The 20,451-nt window shown below is 59.0% G+C and carries 14 protein-coding genes; 11 read left to right on the plus strand and 3 right to left on the minus strand.

From position 1 onward, the window contains the following. Positions 1 to 86: 86 nt before the first annotated feature. The 3 genes from BMY73_RS24025 to BMY73_RS24035 all read right to left on the minus strand — a co-directional run bounded on the left by BMY73_RS24025 (position 87) and on the right by BMY73_RS24035 (position 3,738). Complete coding sequence (locus BMY73_RS24025; protein WP_092410232.1) at positions 87 to 1,823, minus strand: ABC transporter ATP-binding protein/permease; 1,737 nt, start codon at positions 1,821 to 1,823, stop codon at positions 87 to 89. Positions 1,824 to 1,921: 98 nt separating this feature from the next. After that, a complete protein-coding gene (locus BMY73_RS24030; protein WP_062388480.1) occupies positions 1,922 to 2,482 on the minus strand; it encodes a response regulator transcription factor in 561 nt (186 codons plus the stop codon). Further along, complete coding sequence (locus tag BMY73_RS24035) at positions 2,479 to 3,738, minus strand: ATP-binding protein (RefSeq protein ID WP_062388477.1); 1,260 nt, start codon at positions 3,736 to 3,738, stop codon at positions 2,479 to 2,481. Before BMY73_RS24035 ends, BMY73_RS24030 begins: the two co-directional genes overlap by 4 nt. A gap of 247 nt (positions 3,739 to 3,985) precedes the next feature. Between BMY73_RS24035 and BMY73_RS24040 the strand changes: the two genes are divergently transcribed. The 11 genes from BMY73_RS24040 to BMY73_RS24090 all read left to right on the plus strand — a co-directional run bounded on the left by BMY73_RS24040 (position 3,986) and on the right by BMY73_RS24090 (position 19,929). Then, positions 3,986 to 4,702 (plus strand): SIMPL domain-containing protein, encoded by a 717-nt coding sequence (locus BMY73_RS24040; protein WP_092410234.1) that lies wholly within the window; start codon positions 3,986 to 3,988, stop codon positions 4,700 to 4,702. A 230-nt stretch (positions 4,703 to 4,932) separates the two neighbouring features. After that, positions 4,933 to 7,146 carry an HET-C-related protein gene (locus BMY73_RS24045; protein WP_092410236.1) on the plus strand — a complete coding sequence of 738 codons (2,214 nt, stop codon included), beginning with the start codon at positions 4,933 to 4,935 and terminating at the stop codon, positions 7,144 to 7,146. Positions 7,147 to 7,249: 103 nt separating this feature from the next. Beyond that, positions 7,250 to 8,848 (plus strand): ABC transporter substrate-binding protein, encoded by a 1,599-nt coding sequence (locus BMY73_RS24050; protein ID WP_092410238.1) that lies wholly within the window; start codon positions 7,250 to 7,252, stop codon positions 8,846 to 8,848. A 286-nt stretch (positions 8,849 to 9,134) separates the two neighbouring features. After that, positions 9,135 to 10,763 (plus strand): ABC transporter substrate-binding protein, encoded by a 1,629-nt coding sequence (locus BMY73_RS24055; protein ID WP_092410240.1) that lies wholly within the window; start codon positions 9,135 to 9,137, stop codon positions 10,761 to 10,763. Positions 10,764 to 11,104: 341 nt separating this feature from the next. Continuing rightward, complete coding sequence (locus BMY73_RS24060; RefSeq protein ID WP_092410242.1) at positions 11,105 to 12,718, plus strand: ABC transporter substrate-binding protein; 1,614 nt, start codon at positions 11,105 to 11,107, stop codon at positions 12,716 to 12,718. Between the two features lie 157 nt (positions 12,719 to 12,875). Then, the gene (locus BMY73_RS24065; RefSeq protein WP_092410244.1) at positions 12,876 to 14,258 is read left to right on the plus strand and encodes an OprD family porin; all 1,383 of its coding nucleotides are present in this window, start codon (positions 12,876 to 12,878) and stop codon (positions 14,256 to 14,258) included. A 102-nt stretch (positions 14,259 to 14,360) separates the two neighbouring features. Then, the gene (locus tag BMY73_RS24070) at positions 14,361 to 15,968 is read left to right on the plus strand and encodes an ABC transporter substrate-binding protein (RefSeq protein WP_256571366.1); all 1,608 of its coding nucleotides are present in this window, start codon (positions 14,361 to 14,363) and stop codon (positions 15,966 to 15,968) included. Positions 15,969 to 16,043: 75 nt separating this feature from the next. Continuing rightward, positions 16,044 to 17,054 carry an ABC transporter permease subunit gene (locus tag BMY73_RS24075; RefSeq protein WP_062388449.1) on the plus strand — a complete coding sequence of 337 codons (1,011 nt, stop codon included), beginning with the start codon at positions 16,044 to 16,046 and terminating at the stop codon, positions 17,052 to 17,054. Between the two features lie 10 nt (positions 17,055 to 17,064). Beyond that, complete coding sequence (locus BMY73_RS24080) at positions 17,065 to 17,976, plus strand: ABC transporter permease subunit (RefSeq protein ID WP_062388447.1); 912 nt, start codon at positions 17,065 to 17,067, stop codon at positions 17,974 to 17,976. Positions 17,977 to 17,986: 10 nt separating this feature from the next. Continuing rightward, entirely contained in the window at positions 17,987 to 18,955 is a 969-nt protein-coding gene (locus BMY73_RS24085; protein ID WP_092410248.1) for an ABC transporter ATP-binding protein, read from the plus strand. Next, complete coding sequence (locus BMY73_RS24090; RefSeq protein ID WP_062388442.1) at positions 18,955 to 19,929, plus strand: peptide ABC transporter ATP-binding protein; 975 nt, start codon at positions 18,955 to 18,957, stop codon at positions 19,927 to 19,929. Before BMY73_RS24085 ends, BMY73_RS24090 begins: the two co-directional genes overlap by 1 nt. Positions 19,930 to 20,451: the final 522 nt, after the last annotated feature.

Here is a 20,451-nt window from a genome sequence, read left to right on the forward strand (position 1 = left end):
CACCGGGTTGTACGATCACATAACAAACCCGGCGAGTATGTAGGTTTTTGCGGCACCGTGGCGCCGCTGGCCTCACATGGGCACGATCAAACCACCACTTGCGGATGTGCCTGCTCCTGAAGCTGGCCTCCTTCGATGCGCAGATGACGGCGATGGAAACGCTTGAGGCTGCTGCGGTGCCCGATGCTGAGCAGGGTCACGGCCGGCAACTCGTCAAGCAGCGCTTGATACAGCGCGGCTTCATCTTCTTCGTCCATGGCCGAGGTGGCTTCGTCCAGATACAGCCAGTCCGGCGCAAACAGCAAGGCTCGAGCGAAGGCCACACGCTGTTGCTCTCCGGGTGAGAGCATGCGTTGCCAGTGATTGCTCTCGTCCAGACGCGGCACCAAGTGACTCAGGCGACAGGTTTCCAGCACTTGAGCGAACCGATCGGCCGGATAAACCTCGGGTGCCTGTGGATAACTGAGCGCTTCGCGCAGCGTGCCGATGGGCAGATAGGGTTTCTGCGGCAGAAAAAACGCTCGCTTGGCCGGCAGCCGAACCGCGCCATGCCCCTCGTTCCACAAGCCGCCCATCGCCCGCAACAACGTGCTCTTGCCGCTGCCCGAGCGACCACTGAGCATGACCTTGTCGCCCGCTGCGATGTCGACATTGGCGTTGTTCAACAATTGACGGCCGCCCACCAGGGACAACCCCAGACCTTGCAGATGCAGCGCATTGCTTTCGTGGGTGACGCTGATGGCCGGGACACGGGCTTCGTTTTCGTCCATGGCCTGACGGAAACTCAGCAGACGATCACAGGTGGCGCGCCATGACGCCAACTGGGTGTACGCGTCGATGAACCAGCTGAAGTTCTCCTGCACGTTGCCGAACGCCGAGTTGATCTGCATCAGCTCACCCAGTTCGATCTTGCCGGCAAAGTAGCGAGGCGCTGCCACCACGAAGGCGAAGACAATCGCAATCTGCGAGTAGCCCGCCGTGAAGAACGTCAGGCGCTTTTGCACCTTCATGATGGTCCAGAAGTTACTCCAGACCATGCCAAAGCGTGCGCTCAGGCGCTGATTTTCGTTCGCCTCGCCATCGGACAGGGCAATGCTTTCGGCATTTTCGCGAACCCGCACCAGCGAGAAACGCATGTCCGCTTCGTAACGCTGCTGCTGGTTGCTCAGCACGATCAGGCGGCGACCGATCAGGTGGGTCAGCCAGCTGCCGACGGCTGCATAAAGAAGCGCAGCCCAGAACATGTAACCCGGGATGGTGATGCCGAACAGCTCGATGCTGCCGGACACGCCCCACAGAATCACCGAGAACGACACCAGGCTGACGACCGTGCGCAGCAGGCCGAGGCTCAGGCTCAGGGTGTCGGAGGTGAAGTTGTTGAGGTCTTCGGACAGGCGTTGGTCAGGGTTATCGGTGTAACCGCCCTGCTCCAGGCGGTAATAGTTCTTGTGTGCGAGCCATTTGGTGAAATGCTTTTCGGTGAGCCAGCGGCGCCAGCGAATGGTCAGCATCTGCGTGAGATACAACCGGTACACCGCGCCCAGAATGGCAATGGTGGCGATGCCGCAGAAGTACAGGATCAGATGAGTGAACGCGCCCAGGTCTTTGTTCTGCAGCGCATTGTAGAAATCCCGGTACCAACTGTTGACCAGAACTGAAATGAAGACGCTGAACAGCGACAGTGCGATCACGGCGATAAGCAGGACCCAGGCCATGCCCTTTTCTTCACTGCGCCAGTACGGCGTCACCAGTTTCCAGACTCGGGGGAAAAAGCTCCCTTTCACAGCGTCATTGACCCTGGATTCATCAATATCAACATTCATGGTGATGGCTCGGCGGCAGGCATTTAAGGGCGTTGGCACCAATGTGCCAGACGCCACACGCGGTCTTCCATGAAGAAATCTTTAGGTTGCGTCCTTGCTTAACGGCGGACCGGTCGCTTCTGCAATTTGCGTTGAAGCGTTCTGCGATGCATCCCCAGCGCCCGTGCGGTCGCGGAAATGTTGCCCTCGTGCTCGGTCAGAACGCGCTGGATGTGTTCCCACTGCAGACGGTCCACCGACATCGGATTTTCCGGCACCAGCGTGTCCAGATCGGCGTGTTCGGACAGCAATGCCGCCAGTACGTCGTCGGCGTCGGCCGGTTTGCACAGATAATTGCAGGCGCCGCGCTTGATCGCCTCGACAGCGGTGGCGATGCTCGAATAACCGGTCAGTATCAGGACCCGCATTTCCGGGTCCAGTTCCAGCAGCTTGGGCAACAGCACCAGCCCCGAGTCGCCTTCCATCTTCAGGTCGACCGTGGCGTAGTCCGGAATGTCCTGCTGGGCCAGCGCCAGGCCTTCTTCGGCAGAACCGGCGGTGCTGACGCGGAAGCCACGGCGAGCCATCGCGCGCGCCATGACGCGAGTAAAGGTGGCATCGTCGTCCACCAGCAACAGGTGCGGCAGCTCTTCGCCTTCGACCTGGATTTCATCAGTCATGCTTCATCTCCTGTTGCGTTCCGGGGCAGGCGCAGCTCGGTGAGCGTGCCGCCTTCCTCGTGAGGATAGAGTTTCACCGAGCCGCCCGCGCGGGTCACGCTGGCCTTGCTCAAAAACAGGCCCAGGCCGAAGCCTTTGCCCTTGGTGGTAAAAAACGGTTTGCCAATCTGTTCGGCCACGGCCAGAGGCACGCCGGCTCCGTGGTCGCGGATCGTGATGCTGATCTCCACGGCGTTCCAGTCCAGGTTGACTTCCAGACCTTCGGGGCAGGCGTCGGCGGCATTGTTCAGCAAGTTCAGCAGGGCCTGCGTCAGATCGGGTGGCGGCGCGACCATCGGTACTTCGCCCTGGCCCAGCCGCTGAAAACGATAACTGGCCTCCGGGCGCATCAGGTGCCAGCGGTTGAGCGCCTGATCGAGCCAGTGCGTGACCGTTTGTTCCTGCACCGTCAAACGGCGATTGGCCTCGGCGGCGCGCACCAGTTGTTGCAGGGTTTCCTTGCACAGCTTGACTTGATCCTGCAGCACCGACAGGTCCTCCTGCAACGCAGGGTCCTTGTGGTCCTGCTGCATTTCCTTGAGCAACACGCTCATGGTCGCCAGCGGCGTCCCCAGTTCGTGTGCGGCGCCGGCGGCCTCGGTGGCGACGGCCAGCAGTTGCTGATCGCGGGCGCCCTCTTCCCGGCGCAACGCGCGCATCTGCTCCTGACGGCGCAACTCTTCGGCCATCCGTGCGGCGAAGAAAGTAATGACACCGGCGGCCAATGCGAAACTCAGCCACATGCCGTAGATCTGCATCTTCTCGCGGGCGATGGCGAAGGCTTCGACCGGGTAGAAGTTGGCCAGCATCAAGGTGTACAGCGCCAGCGCGATCCCGGACAGAATCAGTGAATAGCGCCACGGCAGGGTTACGGCGGCGATGGTCAACGGCACCAGGTAATAGGAAACGAACGGGTTGGTCGAACCGCCCGAGAAATACAGCAGTGCGCTGTGGATAAACAGGTCGAACGCCAGTTGCACGGCATATTCAAGCTCGGTCACCGGCCACGAGGTGCGCAGACGGATCGCCGTCAGCAGACAGACAATGGCGGAAAACCCGAGCGTGATGTCCAGTTGCAACCAGGGCAGGTGCAACAGATCGAACAGGTAGGCGAACCCGACCGAGCCGGCCTGGGCGGCCAGCACCAGGATGCGGATAAAGGTCAGTCGCCAGAGGTTCTGGCGAGTGGCGGACAGCAATTGTACGGGGGCGAGCATGAGCTCTCCTGATGAGCGCTCCAGGCGAATCGGAGCGAGTATAACCAATGCGACAGCGCTTTCCTGCGAAGTGCGTCAAAGCGCCACAGTCGTGGGTGACTTCAGCGGGCCTGCTTTACCGGTGGGAGCGTCGGGGTAGCACGATGCCCCTGACCGGAACAAGATGCCGGGATGACAGTCTCATGGGCATCCGTTTGACACGCGACGTTCAACGCGTCGCCAACGGTTCGCCAAACAAGGAGTTTTTATGTTCAGCCTTCGCCCCACTGCCACACTCTTCGCCCTCGGCGCCGCCGCGCTGGCCGCCGCGCCCGCCATGGCCGATGACGTTCATTACAACCAGGTTTCGGTGCGTGCCGAGGTCAATCAGGAAGTCCAGCGCGACCTGATGACCGTCACCGTGTACACCGAATCGCAGAACGCCGACCCCGCGAAACTGGCAGCGGGCATCACGGAGACCCTGAACAAGGCGCTGGGTGAAGCGCGCAAGGTCAAGGAAGTGACCATTCGCCAGGGCAGCCGTAACAGCTACCCGATCTATGACGACAAGGGCCAGAAGATCACCGGCTGGCGTGAGCGTGCCGAGTTGAGACTGGAAAGCCCTGATTTCGCCGCGCTGTCCAAACTGACCGGCGAGCTGCTGGCCAGCGACATGAAGATGGGCGGGATGGACTTTTCCATCTCCAACCCGGCGCGCAAGGCCAGTGAAGACGCGCTGCTCAAGGACGCGGTGACTGCGTTCAAGGCACGCGCTCAACTGGTGACCGATGCCTTGGGCGGCAGCGGCTACAAACTGGTCAACCTGAACCTCAACACTTCGGGCTATCCACAGCCTTACCTGCGCGCGCCGGTCATGATGATGAAAGCCGAACGGGCGGACGCAGCGCCGACGCCTGAAGTGGAAGCGGGCACCAGTCAAGTCAGTGTCACGGCTGACGGTGTCATCGAAGTTGCCATGCCGTGATGCGAAGCCGCGACGGCCAAGGCGGCGTCGCGGCACTGCCTTTTGTTCCTACCGTGCTGTGCCAAGGATGGCACGCCACGGATACGCTTTGCCCTACAAGGGGAGATGAAGCCTCTTATTGGAGGCTCAAGGGGGTCGCGTAAACTCGGGGGCAAGTTTTCATCCACTCCCCTCACCGGTGACCTGCATTATTTAGAGGACAGGCACTGGAGGTTTGCAAGGAAGCAAGCATGCACGTTCAAGACACCTACCCCCGCCGATTCCCCGCGCGGAAAACCCGCCAGATCACTGATCACGTTACCGGCAAGAGCTGTGCCCCCCGGGAAAATCTGGTGATTCATAGCGACTTTGCCCTACGGCAACTGACCGCACTGGCCACACACACCAACCCCTGCGAGTTCGCGCTCCAGATGGCCGCGATCTTCGGTTACGACCTCGATATCAAAACCTACAGCGCACTGCATAGCGCCATTCTGAGCGGCGGCGTGCAAAACCCGGCTTATCAGGTCGTCGCCTGCGCCACCGCTCATGCCGACTACGACAACCTCGACCGCACCATCCGCATTCATCGCCCCGCGCTGTTGCGTGCACTTCAATCGCCGGACAGCCTGGGGGAACTGGCAGCAATTCTGATGCACGAGTTCGGGCATCACCTGGACAATCTCCTGCGCACGGAACTGTCCGATCAGAAACGCAGCGCTGCACCCTACGACACCGACGCGCAAGGCGAAGAAGGACTGCGTTACGCCCGCCATATGGCCCTGTTCCAGTGGCCGGAAGCCAACAAGATGGTCGAGTTGGCGACCTGCTTGGACAAAGCCAGCGGTAACACGACCCTGCTCAGCATCGACTATGCCGCAGCCATGCAGCAGGTCATTGCTCACCAGCCACCTGAAGACAACCGCCCGAGCACGTCTGGTGGCGGGCAGCGAGAATCGTTCGAAGCAGGCAACACCGAAAAAGGCCATACCCACGAAACCATCAACGATGTGGTCTACGACATCATGGGCGGACCGCTGGTCGCGCAGGCGATCTACTTCGGTAACTGGCTGCAGGACTACTCCCAGTTACTGGATCCCAAAATCGTTCGTGCGACCAGCATGCCGAAAAATTTCCCCGACGTGCTGTCACGCGAGGCGCTGACAAAAATCGTCGACGTGCTGGCCACCGCGAAATTCAGACACCGCGACCCCGAACGAGGCAGTTTTGTCGTCACGCCAGAGGTTCTGGGCGTCTATCGTCCGTCCGAACATATCGACAACCCCTCGGTGACCGATCCCAGTCCCGCCGACCCGACCACACGAGACAAGGACTTCGAGCCCTGGACGCTGAAAGGCGATCCGATACTGGAAGTGGACTACGACACCTCCATGAAGAAGTACATTCAGCGATCGGCCGATGCGATGAAAGTGCGCATGGTGCGTTCATTCGAGTTACGCGAACACGGATCTCCAGACGATAACAACGTGATAAATGGCATGCGTGAGTTCGGCGCAGCGCTGCATATCCTGGAGGACTATTTTGCCCACTCGAACTTCGCCGAGCTGAGCCTGATCAAGGCGGGCCATACCAACGTACTGCCTTGGACCACACCGGCCGAGTGCAAGGCAGGCTTGCCGGTCGTCACAGGCAGGTTCGGAGGGGCCGATGTCATTGCGAGCCTCGCTGCCCCCCTCGCAAAGATGCTGTTCAAGCCCAAGGACCTGGTGTTCAAACCTACGGTGGAGGGTGAGCGGACAGAGCAGGACCGCATCATTCAGATCATGCTCAGCGAGCATGCAAATCCGACGTATCTTGAAGCGTTCGAAAGCTACCTGAAATTTCGCGACGCCTGGGCGTCCATGCCCGGGTCACGTTACCTGGAACTCGCAAGCTGGGCCATGGCATTGCCTGCACAGCCGCTGAAAAACGCCTATGCGCAGGCCATGAGAGATTTCTTTACCTTGTTGGGCAACAGCATTGGTGAGTCCCAGTCGCTGATAGAAGGCGACCCGAACACCGATCCGACCTTTGAGGTCAGCCACTCGCAATTGGCTAAGGACCACGCCGAGCACCCCCTCCATGATCTGGCCGCCCGTTTAGCGAAAGAGGCCGTTGGCCAAGTGACACGAGCCACCTTGGCACGCTGGCTGGGAGAGCCCACCGATGACCCGGTGGAACTGGCGGCAAGCTTTCTCTGCCATCCCCAGGACAGCACATGGCAGGACGATATCGTCGAACGCTGGGCGCAGGAAAACCCGGAATTGGTCGCCAGGGCCGAAGTCCTGTCCGAGCTTGAAGACGCGCACCGAAAAGTCGGGAAATCCATCGGTGACGGGATGCTCCGCCTGCAGGCAGACATGAATTTCGCACTGAACTTTTACTTCGGAAAAGATGGCGACAGTACGGCATTCAGCAAGTTATTGCTCAAGCTGCTGGGCATCAACAAGTTCCCGTTCAAATGAGTCAACGTGAATACATGACGACGCTTGCATAACGCGCGGACTCTCGGCGAAGGTTTCGGGTCTATTGAACCCAGATCCCTTGACTGCCGTCTGAGAGGCCCCGATGAGAACGCCGTTCAAATTTGCATTGATTGCCGTTGCCCTGGCGACCTGTGCCCCCGTGGCGCAGGCCGCCAGCACCTTGGTCTACTGCTCCGAAGCCAGCCCTGCCGGCTTCGACCCCAGCCAGTACACCAGCGGCACCGAGTTTGACGCTTCGGCCGAAACCGTCTTCAACCGGCTGACGCAGTTCAAGCGCGGTGGCACGGAAGTCGAACCGGGGCTGGCGACGAACTGGGAGGTGTCGGACGACGGGTTGACCTACACCTTCCACCTGCGGCCAGGCGTGAAATTCCACACCACCGACTATTTCAAGCCAACGCGTGAGTTCAACGCCGACGACGTGCTCTTCACGTTCAACCGCCTGCTCAATGCAGATGATCCCTTCCGCAAAGCTTACCCTTCCGAGTCGCCCTACTTCACCGACATGGGCATGAACACCACGATCAAGCAGGTCGAAAAAGTCGACGATCAAACGGTCCGTTTTCACCTGAACAACATCGATGCCGCGTTCATTCAGAACCTGGCGATGAGCTTCGCATCCATTCAATCGGCAGAATACGCCGCCCAACTGCTCAAGGAAGGCAAAGCGGGCGACATCAATCAGAAGCCGATCGGCACCGGCCCCTTCGTGTTCAAGCGCTACCAGAAAGACGCGCAGATCCGTTACGTCGGCAACAAGCAATACTGGAAGCCGGAGGATGTGAAACTCGACAACCTGATCTTCTCGATCACTACCGACGCCGCCACCCGCTTGCAGAAGCTCAAGACCGGCGAATGCCAGGTCAGCGGCTATCCGCGTCCGCAGGACATCGAAGAAGCGCAGAAGGATCCAAACCTCAAGGTACTGAACCAGGCCGGCTTCAACCTGGGTTTTCTGGCGTACAACGTGACCCACCCGCCGCTTGATCAACTCAAGGTCCGTCAGGCACTGGACATGGCCATCGACAAACCCGCCATCATCAAGGCGGTGTACCAAGGGGCCGGCCAGTTGGCGCAAAACGCTTTGCCGCCTGCGCAATGGAGCTATGACCCCAACATCAAAGACGCACCCTATGACCCCGAAAAAGCAAAGCGACTGCTCAAAGAAGCGGGCGTCGCACCCGGCACGCAAATCAACCTGTGGGCGATGACGGTGCAGCGCGCCTCCAACCCGAACGCGCGGATGTCCGCGCAAATGATTCAGTCCGACTGGGCGAAGATCGGCATCAAGGCCAACATCGTCAGCTACGAGTGGGGCGAGTACATCAAGCGCGCAAAAGCGGGCGAACACGATGTGATGATCTATGGCTGGACGGGTGACAACGGCGATCCGGATAACTGGCTCGGCGTGCTCTACAGCTGCGCGGCGGTTAACGGCAGTAACTACGCCAAATGGTGCAACACCGGCTACGACAAGCTGGTGACCCAGGCCAAGCTCACCAGCGACCGCAACGAGCGGATCAAGCTGTATCAGCAAGCGCAGAACATTCTTAAAAACGACGTCCCCATCACGCCGATCGCCAACTCGAAGGTCTTTCAGCTCATGCGCAAGGAGGTGCAGGACTTCAAGCTCAGCCCGTTCGGCCTAACGCCGTTCTATGGGGTCAGCCTGGCCAGATAGCACCCAGGAATACCAACAGTGAAGTAACACTTGTGGCTCAAGCGGGTGCATTCGCAACGTTGCAATGCACCCCAACAGTGCGCAAAAGATGTCGATAAGCGACACGCAAACGTTCAACAGCGTCAGAAATTATAGTTTTGCGACATTCGTGTACGTTCGTGCCACTCTTTGACACTTGATTGGCGCCAGTATCTTGCTTTGGGTATGGCGCCTGCATAAGTATCCGCGGGGTCGGCTCAAAAGGCCGCTACCCCTCAATCAAAAAATGACAACAACTGAGGCCACCATGCTCAAAAAAGCGGTCATTCCGTTTCTTCTCGGCGCAGGTTTGATCGCCAGCGCTCCCTTCGCTCAAGCAGCATCGAACCTGGTGTTCTGCTCCGAAGGCAGCCCCGCTGGTTTCGACCCAGGTCAATACACCACCGGTACCGACTTCGATGCTTCGGCCGAGACCGTCTTCAACCGCTTGACCCAATTCGAACGCGGCGGCACCGCCGTTATTCCAGGCCTGGCCACCAGCTGGGACGTCTCCCCGGATGGCCTGACCTACACCTTCCACCTGCGTGAAGGCGTCAAGTTCCACACCACGCCGTACTTCAAACCGACTCGTACCTTCAATGCCGATGACGTGCTGTTCACGTTCAACCGCATGATCAACAAGGACGATCCGTTCCGTAAGGCGTACCCGACCGAATTCCCGTACTTCACCGATATGGCGATGGACACCAATATCACCAAGATCGAGAAGATCGATGATCACACCGTCAAAATGACGCTGGGGACCGTCGACGCTGCGTTCATTCAGAACCTGGCGATGAGCTTTGCCTCCATTCAGTCCGCTGAATACGCGGCGCAACTGCTCAAGGAAGGCAAACCTGAAGACATCAACCAGAAGCCGATTGGCACTGGCCCGTTCGTGTTCAAGAGCTACCAGAAAGACTCCAACATCCGCTTCACCGGAAACAAGGACTACTGGAAGCCTGAAGACGTCAAGCTCGACAATCTGATTTTCGCCATTACCACCGACGCTTCGGTCCGTGCGCAGAAGCTCAAGAAAGGCGAATGCCAGATCACCGCTTACCCGCGTCCAGCGGACCTTGCGTCACTGAAGGCCGATCCTGCGCTGAAGATGCCTGATCAGGCGGGCTTCAACCTGGGGTACATCGCCTACAACGTGATGCCTGTGATTAAAGGCGAAACCAAGCCGAACCCGCTGTCCAAGCTGGAAGTCCGTCAGGCGCTGGACATGGCTGTGGACAAGAAAGCCATCATTGACGCGGTGTATCAGGGTGCGGGTCAACTGGCGGTCAACGCCATGCCGCCGACCCAGTGGTCTTATGACACCACCATCAAGGACGCTCCGTACGACGTCGCCAAAGCCAAAGAGCTGCTGAAAAAGGCAGGCGTGCCCGAAGGCACCGAGATCACCCTGTGGGCGATGCCGGTTCAACGGCCGTACAACCCGAACGCCAAGCTGATGGCCGAAATGCTCCAGAACGACTGGAAGAAGATCGGCATCAACGCCAAGATCGTTTCCTATGAGTGGGGTGAGTACATCAAGCGCGCCAAGAATGGCGAAAACGGCGCGATGCTGATTGGCTGGAGCGGCGACAACGGTGACCCGGACAACTGGCTGGGCACGCTGTTCGGTTGCGACGCTATCAACGGCAACAACTTCGCCAAGTGGTGTGACAAGCCGTTCGACACCCTGATCCACCAGGCCAAGGAAACCACCGACCAGGCCAAGCGCACCGAGCTGTACAAACAGGCTCAGCACTTGCTCAAGGACGCCGTTCCTATGACCCCGATTGCGCACTCGACTGTTTATCAGCCAATGCGTAAGGAAGTTCAGGACTTCAAGATCAGCCCATTCGGTCTGAACTCGTTCTACGGTGTGAGCGTCAGCGGTAAGTAATACCTCTCTATGACTTCACGGTCGCGTTACCTTCGGGTGATGCGACCGTGTCGTTATGTGCGCGATTCCTGTACGAAATTGAATATCGTTAGATGAGTAACGTTCTGAGCGAAGAATTTGCCTACTTACGATATGCACTTTTCCTACAAACATTGAAGCAGTCGGAACTATTTACTGTGCGGCTCGACGGACATACTTTCTCGAGTACCCGCACCTGATATTTGTGGTTTATCGGTCGGTCGGGTTCCCGTAGCCGTTGAAATTCCATTTGCGCAAACGATTGCCTCGGAGTTTCACCCCGCTATTGCTGGTAATTCACACTCCAGACGATAAGGATTGTCATGCGAAAGAATACTGTTGTTTCGTCATTGTTAATGACCGGGTTAGCTGCTGGGCTATTAGCCACTACCGCAGCCACGCAGGCCGCGACCAAGAGTCTGGTGTTCTGCTCGGAAGGCAGCCCCGCAGGCTTCGACATCGGTCAATACACTTCGGGCACCGATAACGATGCGGCCGAGCCGATCTACAACCGACTGGCCGAGTTCGAACGCGGCCAGACCAGTGTCGTGCCTGCCTTGGCGACAAGCTGGGATATCTCCGCCGATGGTTTGACCTACACGTTTCACCTGCGCGAAGGGGTGAAGTTCCACAGCAACAAGGCGTTCACGCCAACGCGCGACTTCAACGCCGACGATGTGCTGTTCACGTTCAACCGCATGCTGCATCAGGATCATCCGTTTCGTGTTGCCTACCCGACAGAGTTCCCGTACTTCACCAGCATGGGTCTGGACAAAAATATAAAGTCGGTTGAGAAAACCGGGCCAATGACCGTCGTGTTTTCACTGAACAAAGTGGATGCGGCCTTCATCCAGAATATCGCGATGAACTTCGCCTCTATTCTTTCCGCTGAATATGCCGAGAAACTCATGGCATCGGGCAATGTCCGCGATATAAACCAATTACCGATTGGTACCGGACCTTTTGTCTTTCAGCGCTATCAGAAAGATTCGCAAATTCGCTATGTCGCCAATAAACACTTCTGGGACCCGAGCCGGATCAAAATTGATCAACTGATTTTTGCCATCAATACCGATGCGTCCGTACGCATTCAGAAACTCAAGAAGAATGAATGCCAAGTCACCCTCAACCCTCGTCCCGCCGACGTTGAGTCGATCAAAGCCGACAAACACTTGAGCGTGATCGAGAAGCCCGGTTTCAACCTCGGTTACATCGCCTACAACGTGCGTCATGCGCCGCTGGACAACCTGCAAGTGCGCCAGGCGCTGGACATGGCCGTCGACAAGAAGGCCATCATCGACGCGGTGTACCAAGGCGCAGGCCAACTGGCTCAGAACGCCATGCCACCGACCCAGTGGTCTTACGACGAAACCGTCAAGGACGCCCCCTACAACCCTGAGAAAGCCAGGGAGCTGCTGCGTGCGGCGGGCATCAAGGAAGGCACCGAACTGACACTCTGGGCGATGCCCGTCCAGCGCCCCTACAACCCCAACGCCAAGCTGATGGCGCAAATGCTTCAGGCCGACTGGGCCAAGGTCGGCATCAAGGCCACCATCGTCAGCTACGAATGGGGCGAATACCTCAAGCGCAGCAAGAACGGCGAGCACGATATCTCACTGATCGGCTGGACCGGCGATAACGGTGACCCGGACAACTGGATGGGCACGCTGTACAGCTGCGCGTCGATTGGCGGCAACAACTACTCGATGTGGTGCGACGAGAAATACGACGCCCTGATCAAATCCGCGGTTTCCACCGCCGACAAAGACCAGCGCATCAGCCTGTACAAGCAGGCCCAGCACTACCTCAAGAGTCAGGTGCCGATCACCCCGATTGCCCACTCGACCGTGATTCAGCCGCTGCGATCCAACGTAAAAGGCTTCCTGGTCAGCCCGTTCAATCGCAACAACTTCTCAGGCGTGAGCATCGCCGACTGATCGTAAACCCATGCCAGAGGCGCAATGTCGTCTTTGGCAACGCTTTATCCGCAATCCGCGGAATCGAGCAAAAAAAGGCCCACAAGGCCGCACCACCAAAGCCGGCTAACCCATAAAAGCCGGCCTCTATAAAAGCAGTAAACGGGAGCTTCAAAACGTGAAAAAAGCCAGCACCGCTGTATTCGCCTTGTCCCTGCTCTCCTTGAGCATCGCGGCCCAGGCAGAGCCAACCAGTCAGGAGTTCGTTCCGACCACCCTGGCCACCACCAACGCCCAAAGCGAAGCCAAAGGCTTCCTCGAAGACTCCAAGATCACCGGTTCGACCCGGAACTGGTACGCCAACGAGCTGCTGCGTCGTGGGGGGAACTTCAGTCGTAGCGAGAACGGTGTCGTGGTCGATCGCGATCCGCGCCGTATCAACTGGGTGCAAGGCACCATCGTTGACTACAGCTCGGGTTTCACCCAGGGCACCGTCGGTTTCGCCACGCAGATGGCGGTTTATAACGCCGTCGCGCTGGACCGTGACAAGGACGACCTGATGGGCGGCGCCAACCGTACGCTCACCAAAAACAACGGTGACGCGGTCGGCCAGTGGAGCAAGCTGGGCCTGGGCAACATCAAGGCACGCATCTCCAACACCACACTGACCGCAGGCCGTCAGTCGCTGAACACGCCGGTACTGGCCTACATCGGCAACCGTGCGCTGCCGTCGAGCTTCGAGGGCGTGAGCATCCTGAGCGAAGAGTTCAACAACCTGTCGTTCCAGGCAGGCAGCTTCGACCGCGTTTCTCCGCGCTCCGAGCAGAGCCTGACCAAGTTCCGCTCTGAGTACACTGCAAACCCGAACATCGAAGCGGATCACGTCGATATCGCAGGCGTGGACTACAAGCCGTTCAAGAGCCTGACCACCAGCTTGTATGCCTCCAACGTCCAAGACTTCTGGCACCAGTACTATTTCGCGTTCACCCATGAAATGGGCGACACCGACGTGTTGGGTCTGAGCACCAACCTGAACTACTACAAGACCAAAGACTCCGGTCAGAAGAAGATGGGCCCGATCGACAACGACACCTACTCCCTGTCGTTGACCGCTACCCACAAGGCGCACAGCTTCAGCATCGCGTATCAGGAAGTCGAGGGTGACACTTACTTCGACTACGTTCACGACAGCAACGCCATCTTCCTGGCCAACTCCCTGCTGTCTGACTTCAACGGACCGAACGAGAAGTCGGTACAGCTGAGCTACCTGCTGAACATGGCGGACTACGGCGTTCCCGGCCTGAAATTCAACATCTATCAGGCACGCGGCTTCGACATCGACGGCACGCACTACAAAGGCACCGCTTACGACGTATCGAGAATGGACGGCGAAACCCATTACGAATACGGCATCGGCTCTTCGTACACCCTGCAGTCCGGTCCGTTGAAGGCCACGACCGTACGTGCGACCTACACCACGCACCGCGCGAGCGCAGAACAGGCTGACGGCAACATCAACGAGTTCCGTCTGGTCACCACCATCCCGTTCAACATCCTGTAATCACAGAAACCGGTGAGTGTTCCGGGCCGTGGGTTCGCGCAGAACTTAATGGCCCGAAACACCCACTCATGAATGGCTTCATCACTTGCGGAGGGCGTTTACTTGAAATCGACATTCAAACTCGCAACATTGCGCAACGCGGTCGCACTGGCGCTGTTCAGCGTCGCCGTCGGCGTTTCGGCCAAACCTCTGGTGGTCTGTACCGAAGCCAGCCCGGAAGGGTTCGACACGGCGCTGTACACCACCGCCGTTACCGCCGATGCGGCGGCGGAAACCATTTTCAACCGCCTGGTGGACTTCAAGCCTGGCACCACTGACATCGAACCGGCTCTGGCAGAGTCCTGGGACATCAGTGAAGACGGCCTCAATTACACGTTCCACCTGCGTAAAGGCGTCAAGTTTCACACCACCGACTACTTCAAACCGACACGCGACATGAATGCCGACGACGTGGTCTGGAGCTTCCAGCGTCAGCTGGACCCCAACCACCCATGGCACAAGCAATCGACCGTCGGTTACCCGTACTTTGAAAGCATGGGCTTCAAAGAGCTGCTGAAAAGCGTCGAGAAAGTCGACGACAGCACCGTCAAATTCACCCTGACCCGCCGTGAAGCACCGTTCCTGGCCGACGTTGCCATGGCCTTCGCCTCGATCTACTCGGCCGAATACGCCGACCAGTTGCTCAAGGCCAACAAGACCGATGAGCTGAACAGTCACCCGATTGGCACCGGCCCGTTCATCTTCCAGCGCTACGCAAAAGACGCCCAGGTGCGCTTCAAGGCCAACCCGGATTACTTCCGTGGCAAGCCGCCGGCTGACACGCTGGTCCTGGCCATCGCCACCGATAACAACGTGCGCCTGCAGAAACTCAAGGCCAACGAGTGCCAGATCGCGTTGTATCCGAAGCCGGACGATATCCCGAGCATCAAGAAAGACCCGAATCTGAAAGTCGACGAGCTGAACGCGATGACGACCGCCTACATCGCGATGAACACCACGCACAAGTACATGAGCGATGTGCGCGTGCGTAAGGCCATCGAACTCGCCTTCGACAAGGAAGCCTATGTCAATGCGCTGTTCGGCAAGGGCAACGCCACCGTCGCGGTCAACCCGTACCCGGACACGCTGCTGGGCTACAACAAAACGCTGAAGAATCCGCCACACGACCTGGACAAGGCACGGGCCTTGCTCAAGGAGGCTGGCGTTCCGGAGGGCACCGTGCTGACCCTGTTCACCCGTAACGGCGGCGGCCCGACCAACCCGAACCCGATGCTGGGGGCACAAATGATGCAGGCCGATTTGGCGAAAGTCGGCATTAAGTTAGATATTCGCGTCATGGAATGGGGTGAAATGCTCAAACGGGCGAAAAACGGCGAACACGACATGGTGTCCGCTGGCTGGGCAGGCGACAATGGCGACCCTGATAACTTCCTGACCCCGAACCTCAGTTGCGAGGCCGCCAAAAACGGCGAAAACTACGCGCGCTGGTGCAATCAGAAGTTCCAGACGTTGATCGATGAGGCTCGGGAAAAGACCGACCCGGCCGAACGCGCTGCGCTTTACGAGCAGGCACAGGCGATCTTCAATCAGGATCTGCCATGGATCAGCATGGCGCACACCAAGATGTTCACTGCAATGCGCAAGAACGTAGAGGGCTATCACATTAGCCCGCTCACCACTAATAACTTCGCTACCACCCAAGTGAAGTAGAAGAAGAATCCGGCGGGCCCGCAACAATGGGCCCCGCCGGTACACGCCTAACCGGCAGATGAGGTACACGAGAAGATGTTTAGTTTTATCGCTCGCCGAGTGGGGTTGCTAATACCCACCTTCTTCGGCATCACCTTGCTGACCTTCGCCTTGATTCGCCTGATTCCGGGCGACCCGGTCGAAGTCATGATGGGTGAACGCCGGGTCGATCCGGAAATGCACGCCCAAGCCATGGAACGTCTTGGCCTGAACAAACCCCTTTATGCGCAATACATCGATTACGTCGGCAAGCTCGCCCATGGCGACCTCGGCGAATCGCTGCGTACGCGCACGAGCGTGTGGACCGAATTCACCTCGCTGTTCCCGGCAACACTGGAACTGTCGATTGCGGCGCTGATATTCGCGGGCATCCTCGGACTTCTGGCCGGCGTCATCGCAGCCCTCAGGCGAGGGTCCCTGTTCGACCATGGCGTGATGGGTATTTCGCTCGCGGGATACTCGATGCCGATCTTCTGGTGGGGCCTGATCCTGATCATGTTCTTCTCGGTATCGCTGGGCTGGACCCCGGTATCGGGTCGTATCGACCTGCTGTACGACATTCCGCCCAAAACCGGCTTCATGCTGATCGACACCTTGCTCAGCGATGAAGAAGGCTCCTTCATGGACGCGCTGCGTCACCTGATTCTGCCGGCCATCGTGCTGGGCACCATCCCGCTGGCGGTGATCGCCCGGATGACCCGCTCTTCGATGCTCGAAGTGCTGCGTGAAGACTATGTGCGTACCGCTCGCGCCAAAGGCCTTTCGCCGGCTCGCGTGGTGTTCGTTCACGGCCTGCGCAACGCCCTGATCCCGGTGCTGACGGTGTTCGGCCTGCAAGTGGGCACACTGCTCGCCGGTGCGGTCCTGACCGAAACGATCTTCTCCTGGCCGGGTATCGGCAAATGGCTCATCGAGGCCATTGGCGCACGTGACTACCCTGTCGTGCAGAACGGCATCCTGCTAATCGCCTGCCTGGTGATTCTGGTCAACTTCGTGGTGGACATCCTCTACGGCTTTGCCAACCCACGCATTCGTCACCAGCGCTGAGATCACTTTTATGAGCACACCTACTCCTGTAGTAGCAGTCGATCAAAGCCTGCTCTACCCGTCCGTATACAAAGAGTTCTGGCAGCATTTCGCCAAGAACAAAGGCGCAGTGGCCGGTCTGGCTTTCATGTTGCTGATCGTTTTCTGCGCCATCTTCGCCCCGTGGGTCGCGCCGCATGACCCGAGCGAGCAGTACCGTGACTTCCTGTTGACCCCACCGGTCTGGCTGGAAGGTGGCCAATGGCAGTTCCTGCTGGGCACCGACGAACTGGGTCGCGACCTGCTGTCGCGCCTGATCCAGGGTTCGCGCCTGTCGCTGCTGATCGGTCTGTCGTCGGTGGTGATGTCGTTGATTCCGGGAATCCTCATGGGCCTGCTGGCCGGTTTCTTCCCGAAAATCCTCGGCCCGACCATCATGCGCCTGATGGACATCATGCTCGCCCTGCCTTCGCTGCTGCTGGCTGTGGCCATCGTCGCGATCCTCGGCCCTGGGCTGATCAACACCGTGATCGCCATCGCGATCGTGTCCTTGCCGTCGTATGTGCGCCTGACCCGTGCGGCGGTCATGGGCGAACTGAACCGCGACTACGTGACCGCTGCCCGTCTGGCCGGCGCCACCCTGCCGCGCCTGATGTTCATCACCGTGTTGCCGAACTGCATGGCACCGCTGATCGTTCAAGCGACCTTGAGCTTTTCCTCGGCGATTCTCGACGCTGCGGCGTTGGGCTTCCTCGGTCTGGGTGTGCAACCGCCAACGCCTGAGTGGGGCACCATGCTCGCTTCGGCCCGCGACTACATCGAACGCGCCTGGTGGGTGGTGAGCCTTCCCGGTCTGACCATTTTGCTCAGCGTGCTGGCAATCAACCTGATGGGCGACGGTCTGCGCGATGCGCTGGACCCGAAACTCAAGAACGCCGCCTGAGGACGTCCGAATGCCACTTTTAGAAATCAAGAACCTCAACGTTCGCTTCGGCGATGCCACCGCCACGCCTGTTGTCGATGGCCTGGACCTGGCCGTGGACAAAGGCGAAGTCCTGGCCATCGTCGGTGAGTCAGGCTCGGGTAAATCCGTGACCATGATGGCGCTGATGGGCCTGATCGATCATCCCGGCATCGTGACCGCCGACTCGTTGATCTTCGACGGCAAGGACATGCTCAAGCTCAACCCGCGTCAGCGTCGCCAGATCGTCGGCAAGGACTTGTCGATGGTCTTCCAGGACCCGATGACCGCGTTGAACCCGAGCTACACCGTGGGCTTCCAGATCAAGGAAGTCCTCAAGCAGCACTTGGGCCTGTCGGGCAAAGCCGCTCACCAGCGCGCGCTGGAACTGCTGCAGAAGGTTGAAATCCCGGGCGCCGCGCAGCGTCTGGACGCATACCCGCATCAACTGTCCGGCGGTATGAGCCAGCGTGTCGCGATCGCCATGGCCATTGCCGGCGAGCCAAAACTGCTGATCGCCGACGAACCGACCACCGCCCTCGACGTGACCATTCAGGCGCAGATCATGGACCTACTGCTGGCTCTGCAGAAAGAGCAGGACATGGCACTGGTGCTGATTACCCACGACCTCGCCGTCGTGGCCGAAACCGCTCAGCGCGTCTGCGTGATGTACGCCGGTCAGGCGGTGGAAGTCGGTCAGGTCCCTGGCCTGTTCGACGTGCCTGCGCACCCGTACAGCGAAGCCCTGCTGGCGGCGATTCCCGAGCACAGCATGGGCGCCGAGCGTCTGTCGACCCTGCCGGGCATCGTTCCCGGGCGTTACGACCGACCAAGCGGCTGCCTGCTGTCGCCGCGCTGCCCGTACGTTCAAGAAAAATGCCGCCAGCAGCGCCCAGCTCTGGACCCTAAAGCCCACAGCATCGTGCGTTGCTTCTATCCGCTGAATCAGGAGGTGGCGTAATGAGCGAAATCGTACTGACCGCCCGTGACCTCACCCGTCACTACGATGTATCCCGTGGTTTGTTCAAACCACACGCCACCGTACGCGCACTCAACGGTGTGTCGTTCGAACTGGAAGCCGGCAAGACCCTGGCGGTCGTCGGTGAGTCCGGCTGCGGCAAGTCTACCCTCGCCCGCGCGCTGACCTTGATCGAAGAGCCGTCTTCAGGTTCCCTGAAAATCGCCGGCCAGGAAGTGGCTGGCGCGACCAAGGCGCAACGCAAGCAACTGCGCAAAGACGTGCAGATGGTGTTCCAGAGCCCATACGCCTCGCTGAACCCTCGCCAGAAGATCGGTGATCAACTGGGTGAACCGCTGCTGATCAACACCAGCCTGTCGGCGGCCGAACGTCGCGAGAAAGTGCAGGCGATGATGAAGCAGGTCGGTCTGCGTCCTGAGCATTATCAGCGCTATCCGCATATGTTCTCCGGTGGTCAGCGTCAGCGTATCGCGCTGGCCCGCGCGATGATGCTGCAACCCAAAGTGCTGGTGGCGGACGAACCGACTTCGGCGCTGGACGTGTCGATTCAGGCGCAAGTCTTGAACCTGTTCATGGACCTGCAGCAGGAGTTCAACACCGGCTATGTGTTCATCTCGCACAACCTGGCGGTGGTGCGTCATGTCGCGGATACCGTGCTGGTGATGTACTTGGGGCGTCCGGCGGAGATGGGGCCGAAGGAGGAGATTTATAACCGCCCTCTGCACCCGTACACGCAGGCGCTGCTGTCGGCCACGCCGACGATTCATCCGGATCCTTCGAAGCCGAAGATCAAGATCGTGGGTGAGCTGCCTAACCCGCTGAATCCGCCTTCGGGTTGTGCGTTCCATAAGCGTTGCCCGTATGCGACTGAGCGTTGCAGTGCGGAGATTCCTGAACTGCGGACGGTGGATAACCGTCAGGTGGCGTGTCATTACGCGGAGCAGTTTGTGGCGTGACTCGCTGCTGATTGCTGAGTGAAGAGAGGCCGTTGCGTGTGAGCGTGAACGGCCTTTTTTTATGGGTTTGGGATTGTGTGTATATCCGTTGCTGCGGTAACGGCGGCTTAGGGTTCCGCTCTTACAGCGGGTCACTTTTTTCAAGAGCCAAAAAAGTAACCAAAAAGGCCCTGCTCCTGGTTGGGCCCTCGTTCCTCGGGTACCCGCACTCCGACGACGCTCCGTGGGCCCGCGCCGAACGGGCATCCATGCCCTGACGGCGCTCTCGCGGCATCCATGCCGCTCGACCCACTGCGCGTCGCCTGCGTTTGGCCTGCACCCAAGTCGCGTTCTGTGGTGTTTGAGCCATTGATGTAGAAGAGCAAAATCAACAGCAGAAGCAGGAGCAGGAGCAGGAGCAAAAGCAGAACTGTCAGATTGACTCGGTCTCTGTAGGAGCGTGGCTTGTCCCGCGATCTACCGCGCAGCGGTAGCAAAATCAGGCGACTCGGTTTTGCCTGACACTCCGCATGCACAGGTCTT

The sequence above is a fragment of the Pseudomonas sp. NFACC02 genome, assembly GCF_900110765.1.
In the GTDB taxonomy this organism is placed as follows: domain Bacteria; phylum Pseudomonadota; class Gammaproteobacteria; order Pseudomonadales; family Pseudomonadaceae; genus Aquipseudomonas.